Raw genomic sequence first — 18,240 nt, 5'->3', positions numbered from 1 at the left:
GGCCCCAGTCAGGCCCCCCTTGCCCAAAGCTCATGCGGCGAATCCTACGGAAAACCAGTTGGTCTCCGACGCCGCGGGCGGTCACAATCCGGCCTCATGGGCCACGTGGAAGTCGCACATCTGGAATATCTGCTGCCGGACGGTCGAGTGCTGCTCGACGATGTCTCGTTCCGGGTGGGCGAGGGCACCGCCGTCGCGCTCGTCGGCGCCAACGGGGCGGGCAAGACGACGCTGTTGCGGCTGATCGCCGGCGACCTCCAGGCGGACGAGGGGAGCGTGGTCACCAGCGGCGGCCTGGGTGTGATGCCCCAGTTCATCGGCTCCGTACGGGACGAGCGGACAGTGCGCGACCTGCTGGTGTCGGTCGCCCCGCCGCGTATCCGGACCGCCGCCGAGGCGGTGGACGCCGCGGAGCTGGCGCTGATGGAACGGGACGACGAGAAGGCGCAGTTGGGGTACGCGCAGGCGCTCAGCGACTGGGCCGAGGCGCAGGGGTACGAGGCGGAGACGCTCTGGGACGTCTGCACCACGGCCGCGCTGGGCGTCCCGTACGAGCGGGCCCAGTGGCGGAAGGTGACGACGCTCTCGGGCGGCGAGCAGAAGCGGTTGGTGCTGGAGTACCTGCTGCGCGGCCCGGAGGAGGTGCTGCTGCTCGACGAACCGGACAACTATCTGGACGTGCCGGGGAAGCGCTGGCTTGAGGAGCAACTGCGGCAGACCCGCAAGACGGTGCTCTTCATCTCCCACGACCGCGAGCTGCTGGCCCGCACGGCTCGGCGGATCATCAGTGTGGAGCCCGGTCCGGCCGGTTCGGACGTGTGGGTGCACGGTGCGGGTTTCGACACGTACCACGAGGCGCGGCGCGAACGCTTCGCGCGCTTCGAGGAGTTGAGGCGGCGCTGGGACGAGAAGCACGCCCAGCTCAAGCGGCTGGTGAACACCCTGAAGAACAAGGCGGCGTTCAACGACGGCCTCGCCTCGCGCTACCAGGCGGCGCGCACCCGGCTGCGGAAGTTCGAGGAGGCCGGGCCGCCGCAGGAGCCGCCGCGCGAGCAGGACATCACCATGCGGCTGCGCGGCGGCCGTACCGGAGTGCGGGCGATCACCTGCGCGGGGCTCGAACTGACCGGTCTGATGCGCCCGTTCGACCTGGAGGTCTTCTACGGCGAGCGGGTCGCGGTGCTCGGGTCCAACGGCTCGGGGAAATCGCACTTCCTGCGGTTGCTCGCCGGTGACGAGGTCGCGCACTCAGGGGTGTGGAGACTCGGCGCCAGGGTCGTCCCCGGCCACTTCGCCCAGACCCACGCGCATCCGGAGCTGGCCGGGCGCAGCCTGCTGGACATCCTGTGGAAGGAGCACGCCAGGGACCGCGGCGGCGCGATGCCGGTGCTGCGCCGCTACGAGCTCGACCGTCAGGCCGAGCAGCCCTTCGACCGTCTCTCCGGCGGGCAGCAGGCGCGTTTCCAGATCCTGCTGCTGGAGCTGGTGGGCACCACCGCGCTGCTGCTGGACGAGCCCACAGACAACCTGGACCTGGAGAGCGCCGAGGCGCTGCAGACCGGTCTGGAGGCGTACGACGGGACAGTGCTCGCGGTGACCCACGACCGCTGGTTCGCCCGTTCCTTCGACCGCTGTCTGGTCTTCGGCTCCGACGGCCTGGTGCGGGAGACTTCGGAGCCGGTCTGGGACGAGACCCGAGTGGCCCGCCGCCGCTGAGCAAGCAGCCCGCAGCCCGGAGCTCGCGGTCCGGAGGAGCTCGCGGCCCGCAGCCCGGAGGAGTCCGTGCGGTCCGGGGAGAGCCTCCTCCGACACCGGTTCCCGGAGTTCGGCCCACGGCGTGCGCGGGGGCGGACGGGGGGCTCGGCGGTCACCCGCACGGGGGAGCGGGGACCCGCTTTGACCCTGCTGGCGGACGGACGGTAGTCTGCCTGTTTGTTATGCGTATTGGCTTGCTCCATCTCACGGTGAGAGGCCGCTACGCAGGTCCACCAGGACGATGACCAGCGACCAGCGGGCGGATGCGTCACCGCCGCGCGGTCTCGGCTGTCGTGATCTCCGGGTGGCCTTGTCAGGACCCACTCACTGAAGAAGCGAAGGCTACGACCGTGCGTACGTTCAGCCCCAAGCCCGGCGACATCCAGCGCCAGTGGCACGTCATCGACGCCCAGGACGTGGTCCTGGGGCGTCTGGCCTCTCAGGCGGCCACCCTTCTGCGGGGCAAGCACAAGCCCGTGTACGCGCCCCACGTCGACACCGGTGACTTCGTCATCATCATCAACGCCGACAAGGTGCACCTGTCCGGTAACAAGCGGACCCAGAAGCTCGCCTACCGCCACTCCGGTTACCCGGGCGGCCTGCGCTCCGTGCGCTACGACGAGCTGCTGGAGAAGAACCCGGAGAAGGCCGTCGAGAAGGCCGTCAAGGGCATGCTCCCCAAGAACACCCTGGGCCGTCAGATGTTCTCGAAGCTGAAGGTGTACGCGGGTGACCAGCACCCGCACGCTGCTCAGCAGCCGGTCCCGTTCGAGATCACCCAGGTCGCGCAGTAAGTCCGGCCACACCCCTAGACGAAGAGAAGCTGAGGAATTCCGTGGCTGAGACCGCTGAGACCGTCGAGAACACCGAGAACGCCGAGCACACCGGCGAGGAGTTCGAGGAGTACACCACCGAGACCCCCGAGGTCGCCGGTGAGTACACCTCCGAGTCCCTCGCCGCACCGTTCGGTGAGCCCCAGCCGGCAGCCGGCACCGGCCGCCGCAAGAACGCCATCGCCCGCGTCCGCATCGTGCCGGGCTCCGGCCAGTGGCGCATCAACGGCCGCGCGCTGGACGGTTACTTCCCGAACAAGGTGCACCAGCAGGAAGTCAACGAGCCCTTCAAGGTGCTCGAGCTGGACAACCGCTACGACGTCGTCGCCCGCATTTCCGGCGGCGGCATCTCGGGTCAGGCCGGCGCGCTGCGCCTGGGCGTGGCCCGTGCGCTGAACGAGGCGGACGTGGACAACAACCGCGGCCCGCTCAAGAAGGCCGGCTTCCTCACCCGTGACGCCCGTGCGGTGGAGCGGAAGAAGGCCGGTCTCAAGAAGGCGCGCAAGGGTACGCAGTACAGCAAGCGCTGACCCGGCCCCTGGCTGTGGTGGACGCCCCGGCGGCACGCTCCGTGCTCGCCGGGGGCGCCCCGATACGGGAACGCCCCGGCGAGCACGGAGCGTGCCGCCGGGGCGTCCACCACGGCCACCGGGCGCCGCTCGCCCGAGGTGGTGCGTTCCGGCGCCGGCTCTCCGCCACCGGTGGGTCCTGCTTCGGTCAGCACGTGCGCGGCGGCGACCGAGAGACCGAGCGCCATCTCGGCCGTCAGCCCGGCGTTGGCGACGCCACGCACTCCATCCGTACCGAAGAGTCGTCCCACCGTTGTCCTCCGAGCTGTCGAGCTGTGTGGTCGGCCGCCTGCGAGTGCGACGGTCGCGGGGCGCGGCCGGTTCCCCGCCCTTCCGCCGGGCCGGGGAAGTCATGTGATGTCCGTCGTGCATCGCACGGCGGACATCACATGACTTCCCCGGCCCGGCGGAAGGGCGGGGAACCGGCCGCGCCCCGCGACCGTCGCACTCGCAGGCGGCCGACCACACAGCTCGACAGCTCGGAGGACAACGGTGGGACGACTCTTCGGTACGGATGGAGTGCGTGGCGTCGCCAACGCCGGGCTGACGGCCGAGATGGCGCTCGGTCTCTCGGTCGCCGCCGCGCACGTGCTGACCGAAGCAGGACCCACCGGTGGCGGAGAGCCGGCGCCGGAACGCACCACCTCGGGCGAGCGGCGCCCGGTGGCCGTGGTGGGCCGCGACCCGCGTGCCTCGGGCGAGTTCCTGGAGGCGGCCGTGGTCGCCGGACTCGCCAGCGCCGGTGTGGACGTGCTGCGGGTGGGCGTGCTGCCGACGCCGGCGGTCGCGTATCTGACGGGTTCGCTCGGTGCTGACCTGGGCGTGATGCTGTCGGCCAGCCACAACCCGATGCCGGACAACGGGATCAAGTTCTTCGCGCGCGGCGGGCACAAGCTCGCCGACGAGCTGGAGGACCGTATCGAGGCCGTCTACCGCGAGCACTCCACGGGTGAGCCGTGGAAGCGTCCGATCGGTGCGGGCGTCGGCCGGGTGCGGACGTACGACGAGGGCTTCGACAGCTATGTCGCGCACCTGCTGGGTGTGCTGCCGAACCGTCTGGACGGGCTGAAGGTCGTCATCGACGGTGCCCACGGCGCCGCCGCCCGGGTCTCCCCGGAGGCGTTCGCGCGCGCCGGCGCCGAGGTGGTGACGATCGCCGCGGCCCCCGACGGACTGAACATCAACGACGGCTGCGGCTCCACCCATCTGGAGGGCCTGCGCGCGGCCGTCGTGGAGCACGGCGCGGATCTCGGCGTCGCCCACGACGGCGACGCGGACCGCTGCCTCGCGGTGGACGCCGACGGCGCGGAGATCGACGGCGACCAGATCCTCGCGGTGCTCGCGGTCGGCATGCAGGAAGCAGGCACCCTGCGCAACGACACGGTGGTGGCCACCGTGATGTCCAACCTCGGCTTCAAGCTCGCGATGGAGGCCGTCGGGCTGCAGCTGCTCCAGACCGCGGTCGGCGACCGGTACGTGCTCGAGGAACTCAAGCGCGGCGGCCATTCGCTCGGTGGCGAGCAGTCGGGGCACGTGATCGTGCTCGACCACGCCACCACCGGCGACGGCACCCTCACCGGGCTGATGCTCGCGGCCAGGGTGGCCGCGACCCGCAAACCGCTCGCCGAGCTGGTCACCGTGATGGAGCGGCTGCCGCAGGTGCTGATCAACGTGCCCGAGGTCGACCGGACCCGGGTCACCAGTTCGGCCGAGCTGGCCACCGCCGTGGTCGAGGCGGAGCGTGAACTGGGCGCCACCGGACGGGTGTTGCTGCGGCCCTCGGGCACGGAGCCGCTGGTACGGGTGATGGTCGAGGCCGCCGATCTGGAGCAGGCCCGCGCGGTCGCCCAGCGACTGGCCGACGTGGTCAAGAGTTCCCTGGGCTAGACCGTCTCTCGCGGCTCGGGCCCGTTGCGGCGGCCCGGGCCCGACGGCAGCTCCTGCCCGGTACGGCAGCTCCTGCCCGGTACGGGAGCGCGTGCCCGGTGCGGCGGCTCCGCCGCACGCCGTCCCGGGTTGGCCGGCGCCCGTGTGGACGCGGCCGGGTCAGAGCTTGCGCAGCGAGAGCCGGCGCACCTTGTGGTCGCCGCCCTTGCGCAGCACCAGGCCGGCCCGCCCGCGGGTGGGCTCGATGTTCTCCCGCAGATTCGGCCGGTTGATGGTGCGCCAGATGGTGCGCCCGTACTCCAGCGCCTCGTCCTCGGAGACCTCGGTGTACTTGCGGAAGTAGGACGAGGGGTCCTGGAACGCCGTACGGCGCAGGGTGCGGAAGCGTTCGAGGTACCACTGCTCGATGTCGTCGGCCCGGGCGTCGACGTAGAGCGAGAAGTCGAAGAAGTCCGCCACCGCGACGCGGGTGCGGCCGTCCCGGCCGGGCAGCGCGGGCTGCAGCACGTTCAGCCCCTCGACGATGAGTATGTCCGGGCGGGAGACGACCAGCCGCTCGCCGGGGACGATGTCGTAGATCAGATGGCTGTAGACCGGTGCGCTGACCTCCTCCTTCCCTGCCTTGACCGCGGCGACGAAGCGGGTGAGGGCCCGTCGGTCGAAGGACTCGGGGAACCCCTTGCGGGACATCAGGCCGCGGCGGTGCAGCTCCGCGTTGGGCAGCAGGAAGCCGTCGGTGGTGACCAGTTCGACCTTGGGGTGCTCGGGCCAGCGGGCGAGGAGTTCGCGCAGCAGTCTGGCGACCGTGGACTTGCCGACGGCGACGCTACCGGCGACGCCGATGACGAACGGGGTGCCGGGCTGGGCGCCGTCGCCGAGGAAGGTGTTGAGCGCGCCGCGCAGTCCGTGGGTGGCGCCGACGTAGAGGTTGAGCAGCCGGGAGAGCGGGAGGTAGACCTCGCGCACCTCGTCGAGGTCGATGACGTCGCCGAGGCCGCGCAGGTGCTCCAGCTCGGCGGCGGTCAGCGGCAGCGGGGTGCGTTCGCGCAGGGAGCTCCACTCCTCGCGGCTGAGGTCCACGTACGGCGTCGGGTCCCCCGTACGGCGGCGGCTGCTGTCGCCGCGCCGGCCGGCGGCTTCGGTGAGGGCGGCGGTCACCGCGGATTGGCTGGCCACGGCTCCATTGTGGTCAGCGGGCCGGCGGGCTTCCTCTCGGGGTGCGTGGGCATCCGCTTGGGGCGGCTTTGACCTGCTTCTTTGTCGGGGAACGGGAAACTTTCGTAGATTTGTGCGCACCTCTGTACGCACCCCGGGCGGAAGCGTAGATTCCCCTCACCGTCCGCAGCCCTGAGGGGGCCGATATGCCATCGCACTTCGACGCACTCATAGAAGAGCTCCCCGACGAAGACCTCGCCGGGGACCTTCAGCACGCGCTGGACCTGTACGTCGTCGGCAGCAAGCCGCGCTGCGAGGAGGCTGAATATCTGACCCTTCTGCACGAAGCGAAGGACGGCATGGCCGACGAGGAGGAACTTCCCTCGTCGTAGGCTGCGTGCATGTGCGGAATCGTGGGATATGTAGGAGGGCAGTCCGCCCTCGACGTGGTCATCGCCGGTCTGCGGCGGCTGGAGTACCGGGGCTATGACTCCGCCGGTGTGGCGGTTCTCGCCGACGGTGGGCTGGCCGCGGCGAAGAAGGCCGGGAAGCTGGTCAATCTGACGAAGGTGCTCGACGAGCGTCCGCTGCCCGACGGCAACACCGGTATCGGGCATACCCGTTGGGCCACCCATGGCGGCCCCACCGACGCCAACGCCCACCCGCATCTGGACAACGCGGGCCGGGTCTCCGTCGTCCACAACGGCATCATCGAGAACTTCGCCGCGCTGCGCGACGAGCTCGCCGAGCGCGGCCACGCACTGCACTCGGAGACCGACACCGAGGTCGTCTCGCACCTCCTCGCCGAGAACTTCTCCTCCTGCGGCGACCTCGGCGAGGCCATGCGGCAGGTCTGCCGCCGCCTGGAGGGCGCCTTCACTCTGGTCGCCGTGCACGCCGACCAGCCGGACACGGTCGTCGGCGCCCGCCGCAACTCGCCGCTTGTGGTGGGGGTCGGGGACGGCGAGACCTTCCTGGCCTCCGATGTGGCCGCCTTCATCGAGCACACCCGGGACGCCATCGAGCTGGGCCAGGACCAGGTGGTCGAGCTGAGCAGGGACGGCGTGCAGGTCACCGACTTCCACGGCGCCGCCGCCGAGGTGCGCGAGTACCACGTCGACTGGGACGCCTCCGCCGCCGAGAAGGGCGGCTACGACTACTTCATGCTCAAGGAGATCGCCGAGCAGCCCAAGGCCGTCTCCGACACCCTGCTCGGCCGGATCGACGGGGCGGGCCAGCTGCACCTGGACGAGATCCGCATCCCGCCGCGGGTGCTGCGCGAGGCCGACAAGGTCGTGATCGTCGCCTGCGGCACCGCGTACCACGCCGGCATGATCGCCAAGTACGCCATCGAGCACTGGACGCGGGTGCCCTGCGAGACCGAGCTGGCCAGTGAGTTCCGCTACCGCGACCCGATTCTGGACTCCCGGACGCTGGTCATCGCGATCTCCCAGTCCGGGGAGACGATGGACACCCTGATGGCGCTGCGGCACGCCCGCGAGCAGGGCGCCAGGGTCCTCGCGATCTGCAACACCAACGGTTCGACCATCCCGCGCGAGTCCGACGCGGTCCTGTACACCCATGCGGGCCCCGAGGTCGCGGTCGCCTCGACCAAGGCGTTCCTGACGCAGCTGGTCGCCTGCTATCTGGTGGCGCTCTACCTCGGCCAGGTGCGTGGCACCAAGTGGGGCGACGAGATCCAGTCGGTCATCGGGCAGCTGGCCCGGATCGGCGACGAGGTCGAGGCCGTCCTGGACACCATGGAGCCGGTGCGGGAGCTCGCCCGCAGCCTCGCCGACCGGGACACGGTGCTCTTCCTCGGCCGCCACGTCGGCTTCCCGGTGGCACTGGAGGGTGCGCTCAAGCTCAAGGAGCTCGCCTACATGCACGCCGAGGGCTTCGCGGCCGGCGAGCTCAAGCACGGCCCGATCGCGCTGATCGAGAAGGGGGTGCCGGTCGTGGTGGTGGTGCCCTCGCCGCGCGGTCGCTCGGTGCTGCACGACAAGATCGTTTCCAACATCCAGGAGGTACGGGCGCGCGGGGCGCTGACCATCGTGATCGCCGAGGAGGGCGACACCGTGGTGGAGCCGTACGCCGACCACCTCGTACGGGTTCCGGTGACGCCGACGCTGCTCCAGCCGCTGGTCGCCACGGTGCCGTTGCAGGTCTTCGCCTGCGAGCTGGCCACCGCCCGGGGCAACGAGGTCGACCAGCCGCGCAATCTGGCGAAGTCGGTCACCGTCGAATGAGCACGGGCCCGGGTCGCGTGCGGTGCCGCAGCAGAGTCGTGATCGTCGAGACGAAATGAGCGCACGGTGATCGTCGGGGTCGGCATCGATGTGGCCGAGATCGAGCGGTTCGCGCAATCCCTCGCGCGGACACCGGAGTTGGCGGATCGGCTCTTCACCAGCGGCGAGCTGTGCCTGCCCAGCGGCGAACGGCGTGGCGTCGCGTCGCTCGCCGCCCGGTTCGCAGCCAAGGAAGCGTTGGCCAAGGCGCTCGGCGCACCCGGCGGACTGCGCTGGACCGACGCCGAGGTGCACACCGAGGCCAGCGGCCGCCCGGTGCTCACCGTGCGGGGCACGGTGGCCGAGCGCGCGGCCGAGCTGGGTGTGCGCAACTGGCATCTGTCGCTCAGCCATGACGCCGGGGTGGCCTCGGCGGTGGTCGTAGCCGAGGCATGACGCCGCCGTGTCGGGGCGCACCCGTCCGGGGCGAGTCCGGAGCGTGTCCGTCCGGGGCGTGCTGTCCGGGTTCTGTTTCCGGCCCTGCCCGTCCGGCCCGTGCCTGATCGGCGGGGGCGCGCGTGCCGTCCGTACGCGCCGTCGCCCCCTGTGCGGGCCGACCGCTGGGCTGCTCCGGTGAGTTGGCGGGGCGTCAGTCGGCGACGTGCTCTCGGCCGTCGGGTAGGACTGGCGGTATGAGGACTGCCTACAGCGTCGAGACCGTACGGGCCGCGGAGCGGGAGCTGATGGACCGGCTGCCGGACGGTGCGCTGATGCGCCGCGCCGCCGCGGGGCTGGCCGCCACCGCGGTACGGATGCTCGGCTGGGTGTACGGCGCCCGGGTGCTGCTGCTCGTCGGCGGCGGCGACAACGGGGGAGACGCGCTTCTCGCCGGCGCGCTGCTCGCCCGTCGAGGCGCGGCCGTCACCGCCGTACTGCTCAGCCCGGACCGTGCCCATCCCGGCGGGCTCGCCGCGCTGCGGGCCGCCGGCGGCAGCGCCGGACCGGCGGCGGCCGTCTCCGGCAGGGCTCTGGTCGCCGACCTCGTGCTCGACGGCATCACCGGGATCGGCGGCAGCGGTGGACTGCGCCCGGAGGCAGCCGAGTTGCTCGCACGGCTCGAAGCTCGACGGCCCGGTGCCGCCGAGCCGGCCGTGCTCGCCGTCGACCTGCCGAGCGGGGTGGACGCGGACACCGGCGAGGTGCCCGGTGCGGCGGTACGGGCGACCGCCACCGCCACCTTCGGCGCGTACAAGCCGGGGCTGCTGGTCGACCCGGGTCGGCAGCGGGCGGGCACGGTCCGGCTGGTGGACATCGGCCTCGGCCCGCACCTGCCGCCGCAGCCCGATCTGCTCGCCCTCCAACACTCGGACGTGGCACGGCTGTTGCCGCTGCCCTCGCCGGAGAGCGACAAGTACCGGCGCGGTGTCGTCGGCGTCGCAGCCGGTTCCGCCCGCTACCCGGGGGCCGCCGTGCTGGCTGTCGGCGGCGCTCTGCGGGGAGGCGCGGGCGCCGTACGCTACGCGGGGCACGCGGCCGAGGGTGTGGTCGCCGCCCATCCCGAGACGCTGGTCTCCGGCGGGGCGCCGCGGGAGGCGGGCCGGGTGCAGTCCTGGGTCGTCGGCCCGGGCCTCGGCACGGGCGCGGAGGCGGAACGAGCCGTGGCGCAGGTGCTGGAGGCCGACGTCCCGGTGCTCGTCGACGCCGACGGGCTCCGCTTCCTCGACCCCGGGCAGGTGCGTGCGCGGCGTGCGCCGACGCTGCTCACCCCGCACGCCGGCGAGGCCGCCGCCCTGCTCGATGTGGCACGCGAGGCGGTCGAGTCCGAACGGCTCGTGTCGGTACGGGAGTTGGCCCGCCGCTACGGGGCGACCGTACTGCTCAAGGGTTCCACCACGTTGGTCGCATCCGGCGGCCGGCCGGTGCGGGTCAACCCCACCGGCACCGGTTGGCTGGCCACCGCGGGCAGCGGGGACGTGCTGTCCGGGCTGGCCGGCAGCCTGCTCGCCGCCGGCCTGGACGCGCTCGATGCGGCGTCGGTGGGCGCGTATCTGCACGGACTCGCCGCCCGGCTCGCCCCGGAGCCGTGCACCGCTGTCGAGGTCGCGGCGGCACTGCCGAGCGCATGGCAGCAGGTCCGAGCCACCGCCGGCACCGACTGATCCCCTCCCGCCGGGACCGACTGATCCCCTCCCACCGGCGCTTGCCGCCCCTCTCGGCGCGCACGTCGACTCCCCTCCCGCCGACGCCGGGGTCGGCTTTTGGAACCCGCGACTGTGCGCCCCGCGCGCCCGCCCGCGGATGCGCCCGCGCCGACCTGGGCGCAGGCCCGCTCGCGCGCCCGCTCGTGACCGCGCCGTACGCCCCGCGCGCCCGCGCGGACCGCGCGCCGGGGTGCGACACGAAGCGCCCGGAGCTGACGTACCGGGCGCATCGTGGCGTATCCCGGCCCTGAGACACTGGGTAGGTGAACAACGCACCGTCCTTCTGGCCGCACCGCGCCCGCGCGGTCGTCGATCTCGCCGCGCTCCGCGCCAACGTGGCCGCGCTGCGCGCCCGCGCCTCGGACGGTGTCGGCCTGATGGCCGTGGTCAAGGCCGATGCGTACGGCCACGGTCTGCTGCCCTGCGCCCGTACGATCCGCGACGCCGGGGCGGAGTGGTTGGGCACTGCGACGCCCGAGGAGGCGTTCGCACTGCGGGCCGACGGCGACCGCGGGCGCGTGCTGTGCTGGCAGTGGACGCCCGGTGGGCCGTGGCAGGAGGCGCTGCGCCAGGACATCGACGTGTCCGCGGGTGCCGAGTGGGCGGTGCGCGAGATCGCCGCGGCGGCGCGTGCCACCGGCCGTACCGCGCGGGTGCATCTGAAGGCGGACACCGGGTTGGGGCGCGGTGGTTGCCAGCCCGCCGACTGGCCGGACCTGGTGAGCTCCGCACGCGCCGCCGAGCGGGACGGACTGCTGCGGGTGACCGGACTGTGGTCCCACTTCGCCTGCGCCGACGAGCCGGGGCACCCCTCGATCGCCGCTCAACTCGACGTCTTCCAGGACGCGTTGAAGATCGCCGACGAGGCAGGTCTGGAGCCCGAGGTGCGGCACATGGCCAACTCGCCCGCCACGCTGACGATTCCGGCCTCCCACTTCGATCTGGTGCGCCCCGGCCTCTCGCTCTACGGGCTCTCGCCCTCCCCGGAGCTGGGCGTCCCCAGCGACTTCGGGCTGCGGCCGGTGATGACGCTCAGCGCGGACCTCGCGCTGGTCAAGCGGGTGCCCGGCGGTCACGGCGTCTCCTACGGCCACAGCCATGTCACCTCCGGCGACACCACGCTCGCGTTGATCCCCCTCGGCTACGCGGACGGCATTCCCCGGCACGCCTCGGGGAGCGGCCCCGTGCTGGTCGCCGGGAAGTGGCGGACGGCCGCCGGCCGGGTGGCGATGGACCAGTTCGTCGTCGAGCTCGGTGACGACAGTGCGGTGGCGGGCGAGGAGGCCGTGCTCTTCGGGCCCGGCGACCGGGGCGAACCGACAGCCGAGGACTGGGCACGTGCCGTCGGCACCATCGGGTACGAGATCGTCGCACGGATAGGGTCGCGAGTGCCCCGGGTGTACACGGGGGAGTAGCCGAGAGGGGAGCGGGCGTGACGGAGGCCCAGCGGAGGCGCGGAGTGGGTGTCGCCGGAGCCGCGATAGGCGCGGTCGCCGCCGGTGTCGCACTGGAGCGGCTGACGGTGCACCGCGCGGTGCGGCGGCGGGCGCGGCTGGCGCTGGACGCGACCGGGCCGTACGGCACGCTGCGCGGAGTCGCCGGTACGGCGGTCGCCGACGACGGCACCGAGCTGCACTACGAGGTCGAGGAGCCCGGCCATCCGGACGCTCCCGCCGCGGACGGCGGCAGCGGCACGCGGACGCGCCGCAAGTCCGGCTCACGGCGCACTTCCCGGTCTCAAACCCTCACCGTGGTTTTCAGCCACGGTTACTGCCTGACCCAGGACTCCTGGCACTTCCAGCGCGAGGCGCTGCGCGAGCTGGGCACCGTACGCGCCGTCTACTGGGACCAGCGCAGCCACGGCCGCAGCGAGCGGGGTCGTTCGCAGCAGGTCGGCGCGGTGGGCGACGTACCGGTGAGCATCGATCGCCTCGGCCGGGACCTGATGGCGGTGCTGGACGCCGCCGTCCCCGAGGGGCCGGTCCTGCTGGTCGGGCACTCCATGGGCGGGATGACGATGATGGCGCTAGCCGCCCAGTATCCGGACTGGGTGGCGGAACGCGCCGTCGGCGCCGGGTTCGTCGGCACCTCGGCGGGCGGCCTCGGCGAGGTGACGTACGGGCTGCCGGCGGTCGGGATCAGCGTGATGCGCAAGGTCGTGCCCGGGGTCCTCAAAGCCCTCGCCTCGCACTCGGCCCTGGTCGAACGTGGCCGCGCGGCCACCGCCGACCTGCTCGCCGGCTGGGTCAAGCACTACAGCTTCGGGGAGCCGCGCACGGTCGACCCGGCCGTCGCCCGGTTCGCCGAGCGGCTGATCGAGTCGACGCCGATCGATGTGGTGGCCGAGTTCTACCCCGCGTTCCACGCGCACGAGAAGGGGGAGGCGCTCGCCGCCTTCAACGACGGCCACGCCCTGGTCATCGCCGGCGAGAAGGACCTGCTCACGCCGAAGGCGCACAGCGAGGCGATCGCCGCGGCGCTGCCCGGGGCGAGCCTGGAGATAGTCCCGGACACCGGCCACCTGCTGATGCTGGAGCGCCCGGAGCTGCTCAACGAACGCCTGCGCGAGCTGATCGCCGAGGTGCGCCGGCCCTGAACGCCGGAGTTCGGCGCCCGCCGCCGGCCCCGTCCGCAGCGTGCCCAGGGGCCCGTCGTCGCGGGCCGGCGGCGGGAGCTGTGGGGTTCGGCCCGCGGAGCAGGCCGTAGCATCGCTGCATGCAGATGCGCACCACTGTCCGGACACCGGAGGAGATGCTGCGGTTCGGCCGCGGTCTGGCCGGGCTGCTGCGCGCCGGCGACCTCGTACTGCTGAGCGGTGAGCTCGGAGCGGGCAAGACGACGCTGACCAGGGGACTTGGTGACAGCCTCGGCGTGCGCGGCCCGGTGGCCTCGCCCACCTTCGTGATCGCGCGGGTGCACCCCTCGTTGGTCGGCGGCCCCGCCCTCGTCCACGTCGACGCCTACCGCCTGGGCGGAGGGCTGGACGAGATGGAGGACCTGGAGCTCGACGTCTCGTTGGAGAGTTCGGTCGTGGTGGTCGAATGGGGCGAGGGCAAGGTCGAGGAGCTGTCCGAAAATCGTCTGCACGTGACCATTGAGCGGGCAGTCGGCGAACAGCTCGACACCGCAGCCACCGTCGAAGCCGCCGAGGACGTCCGCACGGTCACCGTCGAAGCGGTCGGCGACCGGTGGCACTCGGAGGACCTCGCCGTCCTGGCCTGAGGCCTCCGCGGTTGCCGGGGCACCATGCCGCCGGGCCGCAAGATCGAATACCAGCACCGGTACATCGCAGGTCAGTGCGGTGCGCCCGGGAATCCGACAGCCTGTCGGTAAAATCTTGCGCGGGCTGACCGTGCCGTGTTCCCATGGGAGGACGCCGCGAAGTTAGGTGAGCCTAATTCGCTGTCTGAGGGGAGTATCCATGTCGGACCACCAGCGTGCGCCGCGATCCGTCAACCCCGAGGACGCGTCGAAGTCGGCCAACCCGCGATTCGAGGAGCTGCTGGCGTCCTGCGCCGCGGCCAGCGCCGTCTCCACTCCGCCGGACGCTCCCGGTGCGACCGCGCGCGACGAGGCACCCGATGCCCCGGACCTCACCGAGGGCGTCGACCGGCCCCGTGCAGCCTGACTCTCCGCGCCGCCCGACTTTCCGGCCCGCCGACCCGCTGGACGATTCGTTCCGGGCGAGGCCGCGCCGGTCGCGGAGTTGGGCGTCAGCGAGCGAAGGCGGCGGTCAGTCGACCACGACGACGCGGGTGTCCAGCGTCGCGAAGAGCCACATCGCCTCGCCGTCGGGCCTGTCCTCCCGGACTCCGCCGGTCTTCCTGCTCGGGTCGGGATTGGGCGTGGACCCGTCTATGGCCGCGCTGAAGCCGATCGAGACGCCGCCCACGTCGGCGAAGCGGACTACGTTCTCGATCGGTACGCCGTCGGTGCCGGTGACGTGTCCCGAGCGCGAGGTGACGCGGTAGTTGCCGGCCGGCGGGTCGACCGTGCCGGGGGTGACCTCGAACGTCCGGCCCGGGGTGCCGTCCTTGCCGACCAGCCATACCCGGTCCGCCTTGAGCGAGTAGACGACGCGCTTGCCCTCGCCCGTGCCGACCGGAAGCTTGGACTCGTCCTTCTCGCCCGTCGCACTGTCGTCCGGAGACGCGGGGGCGGAGGGGCTCGGCTTCGCACGCCGCTCGTCGTCCCGCTCCTTGGCGGCGGACGCCTGGACCGCCAGCACGCCGACCACAGCAAGAGCCGCGGCGGTCAGGCCGGCCACGACGATCCCCGTACTGTTGCGCGCCACCCTCGGTCACCTCTCGGACACATACGCCACACCCGACAGCCTTTGTGACCGTCGTACGAGTGACGTTAGCAGTCGCGGGAGGGCCTTCTCGGCAGCCCGGTCCGGCCTTCGCCGCCGGTCCACCGCGGTGGACCGGCACGGTCGTACGGGCGCCCGGCCGACAGTTCCGGCCCTCCCCGAGCGCGCGCCCCGGCCCCGGCGCCCGGGCGCGCGCCTGCGCAGGGGGAAGCCTGCGCCCGGGTCCGCGCCCTGCGCCCGGGTCCGCGCCCCGCGTCGCGCCCGGGGCCGCAGGACTACTCCCGCGCCAGCCGGCGTGCGGCCCGGCGTGCAGCCCGGCGCCCGGCTCGGGTCGCCGGCGGCCCGGACGCTCCGTACGGCCGGAGAGCGCCGCTGCGGGCCACCCGGCGCGGGCGGGGCCCCTGAGCGCCGTAGGCTTGGCACGTGCTGCTGCTAGCCCTGGACACCGCCACCCCCGCCGTGACCGCCGCTCTCCACGACGGAGAGCGCGTCCTGGCGTCGTTCGACCAGATCGACGCCCGCCGCCACGGCGAACTTCTGCTGCCTGCCGTGGATCGCGTCTTCACCGAGGCGGGCCGCGACCGCGGGGAGCTGACCGGGGTGGTTGTCGGAGTCGGCCCCGGCCCCTACACGGGGCTGCGGGTCGGACTCGCGACGGCGAGCAGCCTCGGCGCCGCGCTGGGAGTGCCGGTGCACGGCCTGTGCACGCTCGACGGGATCGCGTGGGCGTCCGGGCTGGACGAGCCGTTCGTGGTGGCGACCGACGCCCGCCGCAAGGAGGTGTACTGGGCGACGTACGCCGACGCCCGTACGCGCACGGACGGGCCCGCGGTCGACCGGTCGAGCGAACTCCCCTCCGAGGTCGCGGCGTTGACCGCCGTCGGCGCCGGAGCGGTGCAGTACGGGGCGGACTTCCCGCGACTGCGCGCCGATCTGCCCCAGCACCAGTCCGCCGCCGCCCTGGCCGCTCTCGCCGCGGAGCGCCTGGCTGCGGGCACCGGTGACGGGTTCCTGCCGCCGCTGCCGCTCTATCTGCGCCGGCCCGACGCGAAGGTCCCGGCCGGCTACAAGGTGGTCACCCCCGGGTGAGCGCCGCGCAGACGTCCGTGCGGTTGCGCGAGATGCGCTGGTGGGACATCGATCCGGTGTTCGCGCTCGAAAGGGAGATCTTCCCCGAGGACGCCTGGTCCGAAGGGATGTTCTGGTCCGAACTCGCCCGTGCGCGCGGCCCGTTGGCCGGCCGTCGATACCTCGTCGCGGACGACGGCGGCCGTATCGCCGGCTACTGCGGATTCGGCGCGGTGGACGGTACCGGCGACATCCTGACCATCGCCGTGGCCCCCGGCTGGGAGGGGCGCGGCCTCGGCTCGCGACTGCTCACCGGACTCCTCGACGCGGCAACGGACTTCGGCTGCCACGAGGTGCTGCTGGAGGTCCGCGTCGACAACCACCGGGCCCAACGCCTCTACGAACGCTTCGACTTCGAACCGCTCGGTGTGCGTCGCGGCTACTACCAGCCCGCAAACGTCGACGCGCTGGTGATGCGCCGCCCGCACCCGCCGAGCGCCCCCGATCCGTCCGCCTCCGATCCGAAGGACCGGTCCGCCGCATGACACTCGCCCTGATGTGGGAGGCCCGCGCCGCGGAGGGTCGCGCCGCCGAGCTGCTGGCCTGGGTCAGGGCCCAGCCGCTCGATGCCGTGCCGCGACGGCGTGAGACCTTCAGCGCTCCGGGTGACCGGGTGCTCGTCGTCACCTGGTGGGATGCCGACGCCGACAGCCGTGAGGCCGCCCGGCCCGCCGAGGACGCCGCGAGCGCGGACGCCCCGAGCACGGGCGTCCCGAGCGAGCCCGCGGCGCCCGTCGTCGCCGAACTGCCCGAACCCCCGGCAGAGTTGCTCCAGCGCCCCGTGCACCGCTGGCACTTCACCTCCCTCGGCACCGACTGACGCGTACCCCCGCGCCCCGGGCACCCGGCCCACTCCGGCGACCCGCCGTCCCCGTCCGAACGGGGCGTTCCGTCCGCCGTTCGCTCAGGTGCCGGTCACCGGATGGCCCAGGAGCATGGCCGGTGCGCCCTCCGCGCGGGTCAGGAAGACGGTCGCCGACGCGGGGCCACGAGGTTTGACCCTTCGCCGCAGCTCCTCGGGCTCGATCGGCGATCCGCGTTTCTTCACCGTCAGCGTGCCGACCTCGCGTTCGCGCAGCAGGGCCTTCAGCCGTTTGAGGTTGAACGGCAGCGCGTCGGTGATCTCGTACGCCCGCGCGTACGGGGTGGTGCGCAACTCGTCGGCGGTGAGGTAGGCGATCGTCGGGTCGATCAGCCGCGCGCCCAGGTCCCGCGCCAGCTCGGCCACGAGGTGCGAGCGGATGACGGCGCCGTCCGGCTCGTAGAGATAGCGCAGCACCGGGCCTGCCTGCGGGTCCGGGAGTCCCTCGCCGACCAGCGAGTGGCGTTCGGGCAGCAGCGTGGCGCGTACGACGGGACGGGCCGGGCCGCCCGTCCCCTCCGTGAAACCGCCGAACCAGAGCACGGCCTCCTTCACCTCGCCGTCGACCGAGATCCACTCCGCCTCCGCCTCCGGCGGGATCGCCTCGTGAGGCACTCCGGGAGCGATCTTGAGCGCGGCGCACGGCATCCGTGCGGCCAGTTCGCCGGCCCAGGAGAGGGGCGGCGAGTACGCCTCGGGGTCGAAGATCCGGCCACGGCCGCCGCGGCGTGCCGGGTCGACGAAGACCGCGTCGTACGGGTCGGGGCCGCCGAGCAGTTCGGCGTCTCCGAGGTCTGCGGCCTCGGCCCGGCGCACCTCGATGAGTCCGTCGAGGCCGAGCGCGGCGGCGTTGGCCGCGAGAACCGCGCAGGTCAGCGCGGAGCGGTCCACGGCGAGGACCTGTACCCCGGCTCGGGCGAGTGCCAGGGCGTCGCCGCCCACGCCGCAGCAGATGTCCACCAGCCGACGTACGCCCGCTGCCGCGATCCGCTCGGCCCGGTACGTGGCCACCGCCGATCTGGTGGCCTGTTCCAGACCGTCCGGGGTGAAGTACATGCGGCTCGCGTCCGCCGCTCCGAACTTGGCGACCGCCCGTTGGCGCAGCCGGGCCTGGCCGATCGCCGCGGAGACCAGTTCCGGTGGGTGCCGGCGTCGGAGCCTGGTCGCCACGGCCAGCTCCTGCGCGGGGTCGAAGTCCCGTAGCTCGTCGAGGAGTTGCTGCCCCAGTGGAGTCAGCAGCCGGGTGAAGGATTCCACGGCGTCGGGCGGGTTGCTGGTGCTGTCGGATACGGCCACACGAGCCATTTTCC

Annotated in this window: 18 protein-coding genes and 1 pseudogene; 15 read left to right on the top strand and 4 right to left on the bottom strand. The window is 72.7% G+C overall.

What is annotated here, in order from left to right:
- Positions 1-96 precede the first annotated feature (96 nt).
- The 3 genes from JGS22_RS04270 (at position 97) to rpsI (ending at position 3,118) form a co-directional block, all read left to right on the top strand.
- Complete coding sequence (locus tag JGS22_RS04270; protein WP_211043130.1) at positions 97-1,716, top strand: ABC-F family ATP-binding cassette domain-containing protein; 1,620 nt, start codon at positions 97-99, stop codon at positions 1,714-1,716.
- Between the two features lie 389 nt (positions 1,717-2,105).
- On the top strand, positions 2,106-2,549 hold the full coding sequence (rplM, locus tag JGS22_RS04265; protein WP_211043140.1) for a 50S ribosomal protein L13: 444 nt from the start codon (positions 2,106-2,108) through the stop codon (positions 2,547-2,549).
- 41 nt (positions 2,550-2,590) lie between these two features.
- Positions 2,591-3,118 (top strand): 30S ribosomal protein S9, encoded by a 528-nt coding sequence (gene rpsI / locus JGS22_RS04260; RefSeq protein WP_211043142.1) that lies wholly within the window; start codon positions 2,591-2,593, stop codon positions 3,116-3,118.
- Positions 3,119-3,201: 83 nt separating this feature from the next.
- Here the strand turns inward: rpsI and JGS22_RS27290 are convergent.
- A pseudogene (locus tag JGS22_RS27290) lies at positions 3,202-3,408 on the bottom strand (phosphoglucosamine mutase); the annotation flags it as partial.
- A 241-nt stretch (positions 3,409-3,649) separates the two neighbouring features.
- Between JGS22_RS27290 and glmM the strand changes: the two are divergent.
- Positions 3,650-5,044, top strand: a complete 1,395-nt coding sequence (glmM, locus tag JGS22_RS04255; protein WP_211039193.1) for a phosphoglucosamine mutase — start codon at positions 3,650-3,652, stop codon at positions 5,042-5,044.
- A 159-nt stretch (positions 5,045-5,203) separates the two neighbouring features.
- On the opposite strand, the gene coaA is transcribed toward glmM, so the two are convergent.
- Positions 5,204-6,124 (bottom strand): type I pantothenate kinase, encoded by a 921-nt coding sequence (gene coaA / locus JGS22_RS04250; RefSeq protein WP_308405795.1) that lies wholly within the window; start codon positions 6,122-6,124, stop codon positions 5,204-5,206.
- 281 nt (positions 6,125-6,405) lie between these two features.
- Between coaA and JGS22_RS04245 the strand changes: the two genes are divergently transcribed.
- The 8 genes from JGS22_RS04245 to JGS22_RS04210 all read left to right on the top strand — a co-directional run bounded on the left by JGS22_RS04245 (position 6,406) and on the right by JGS22_RS04210 (position 14,256).
- A complete protein-coding gene (locus tag JGS22_RS04245; RefSeq protein WP_211039194.1) occupies positions 6,406-6,591 on the top strand; it encodes a hypothetical protein in 186 nt (61 codons plus the stop codon).
- A gap of 9 nt (positions 6,592-6,600) precedes the next feature.
- Positions 6,601-8,448, top strand: a complete 1,848-nt coding sequence (glmS, locus tag JGS22_RS04240) for a glutamine--fructose-6-phosphate transaminase (isomerizing) (RefSeq protein ID WP_211039195.1) — start codon at positions 6,601-6,603, stop codon at positions 8,446-8,448.
- A gap of 66 nt (positions 8,449-8,514) precedes the next feature.
- Positions 8,515-8,883 (top strand): holo-ACP synthase, encoded by a 369-nt coding sequence (locus JGS22_RS04235; RefSeq protein WP_211039196.1) that lies wholly within the window; start codon positions 8,515-8,517, stop codon positions 8,881-8,883.
- Positions 8,884-9,119: 236 nt separating this feature from the next.
- Positions 9,120-10,586, top strand: coding sequence for an NAD(P)H-hydrate dehydratase (locus JGS22_RS04230; RefSeq protein ID WP_211039197.1), 1,467 nt, complete (start codon positions 9,120-9,122; stop codon positions 10,584-10,586).
- A gap of 305 nt (positions 10,587-10,891) precedes the next feature.
- Positions 10,892-12,043: an alanine racemase gene (gene alr, locus JGS22_RS04225; RefSeq protein WP_211039198.1), complete on the top strand. Its 1,152-nt coding sequence runs from the start codon at positions 10,892-10,894 to the stop codon at positions 12,041-12,043.
- A gap of 17 nt (positions 12,044-12,060) precedes the next feature.
- Positions 12,061-13,224: an alpha/beta fold hydrolase gene (locus tag JGS22_RS04220; RefSeq protein ID WP_211039199.1), complete on the top strand. Its 1,164-nt coding sequence runs from the start codon at positions 12,061-12,063 to the stop codon at positions 13,222-13,224.
- Between the two features lie 119 nt (positions 13,225-13,343).
- The gene (tsaE, locus tag JGS22_RS04215; protein WP_211039200.1) at positions 13,344-13,850 is read left to right on the top strand and encodes a tRNA (adenosine(37)-N6)-threonylcarbamoyltransferase complex ATPase subunit type 1 TsaE; all 507 of its coding nucleotides are present in this window, start codon (positions 13,344-13,346) and stop codon (positions 13,848-13,850) included.
- 199 nt (positions 13,851-14,049) lie between these two features.
- Positions 14,050-14,256: a hypothetical protein gene (locus JGS22_RS04210; protein ID WP_211039248.1), complete on the top strand. Its 207-nt coding sequence runs from the start codon at positions 14,050-14,052 to the stop codon at positions 14,254-14,256.
- A gap of 105 nt (positions 14,257-14,361) precedes the next feature.
- Here the strand turns inward: JGS22_RS04210 and JGS22_RS04205 are convergent, their stop codons facing one another.
- Entirely contained in the window at positions 14,362-14,922 is a 561-nt protein-coding gene (locus JGS22_RS04205; RefSeq protein WP_211039201.1) for a hypothetical protein, read from the bottom strand.
- A gap of 441 nt (positions 14,923-15,363) precedes the next feature.
- Between JGS22_RS04205 and tsaB the strand changes: the two genes are divergently transcribed.
- From tsaB to JGS22_RS04190, 3 genes are read left to right on the top strand one after another with little or no spacing between them, the layout of a single operon-like run.
- Complete coding sequence (gene tsaB / locus JGS22_RS04200) at positions 15,364-16,029, top strand: tRNA (adenosine(37)-N6)-threonylcarbamoyltransferase complex dimerization subunit type 1 TsaB (protein WP_211039202.1); 666 nt, start codon at positions 15,364-15,366, stop codon at positions 16,027-16,029.
- A gap of 32 nt (positions 16,030-16,061) precedes the next feature.
- On the top strand, positions 16,062-16,553 hold the full coding sequence (gene rimI, locus JGS22_RS04195; protein ID WP_211039245.1) for a ribosomal protein S18-alanine N-acetyltransferase: 492 nt from the start codon (positions 16,062-16,064) through the stop codon (positions 16,551-16,553).
- Positions 16,550-16,888, top strand: coding sequence for a hypothetical protein (locus JGS22_RS04190; protein WP_211039203.1), 339 nt, complete (start codon positions 16,550-16,552; stop codon positions 16,886-16,888). Before rimI ends, JGS22_RS04190 begins: the two co-directional genes overlap by 4 nt.
- Positions 16,889-16,972: 84 nt before the next feature.
- On the opposite strand, the gene JGS22_RS04185 is transcribed toward JGS22_RS04190, so the two are convergent.
- Positions 16,973-18,235, bottom strand: coding sequence for a class I SAM-dependent methyltransferase (locus tag JGS22_RS04185; protein ID WP_211039204.1), 1,263 nt, complete (start codon positions 18,233-18,235; stop codon positions 16,973-16,975).
- Positions 18,236-18,240 lie beyond the last annotated feature (5 nt).

The organism is Streptomyces tardus, assembly GCF_018101125.2.
Lineage (GTDB): Bacteria > Actinomycetota > Actinomycetes > Streptomycetales > Streptomycetaceae > Streptomyces > Streptomyces tardus.
The sequence above is the reverse complement of the archived record's forward strand: the minus strand, read 5'-3'. Positions and strand labels throughout refer to the sequence as shown.

Excerpts from the sequence above, each read along its gene's own strand:
- JGS22_RS04270 (WP_211043130.1), top strand. The coding sequence starts at position 97 with ATGGGCCACGTGGAAGTCGCACATCTGGAATATCTGCTGCCGGACGGT.
- JGS22_RS04245 (WP_211039194.1), top strand. The coding sequence starts at position 6,406 with ATGCCATCGCACTTCGACGCACTCATAGAAGAGCTCCCCGACGAAGAC.
- glmS (WP_211039195.1), top strand. The coding sequence starts at position 6,601 with ATGTGCGGAATCGTGGGATATGTAGGAGGGCAGTCCGCCCTCGACGTG.
- JGS22_RS04230 (WP_211039197.1), top strand. The coding sequence starts at position 9,120 with ATGAGGACTGCCTACAGCGTCGAGACCGTACGGGCCGCGGAGCGGGAG.
- tsaE (WP_211039200.1), top strand. The coding sequence starts at position 13,344 with ATGCAGATGCGCACCACTGTCCGGACACCGGAGGAGATGCTGCGGTTC.
- JGS22_RS04210 (WP_211039248.1), top strand. The coding sequence starts at position 14,050 with ATGTCGGACCACCAGCGTGCGCCGCGATCCGTCAACCCCGAGGACGCG.
- rimI (WP_211039245.1), top strand. The coding sequence starts at position 16,062 with ATGCGCTGGTGGGACATCGATCCGGTGTTCGCGCTCGAAAGGGAGATC.
- JGS22_RS04190 (WP_211039203.1), top strand. The coding sequence starts at position 16,550 with ATGACACTCGCCCTGATGTGGGAGGCCCGCGCCGCGGAGGGTCGCGCC.
- JGS22_RS04185 (WP_211039204.1), bottom strand. The coding sequence starts at position 18,235 with ATGGCTCGTGTGGCCGTATCCGACAGCACCAGCAACCCGCCCGACGCC.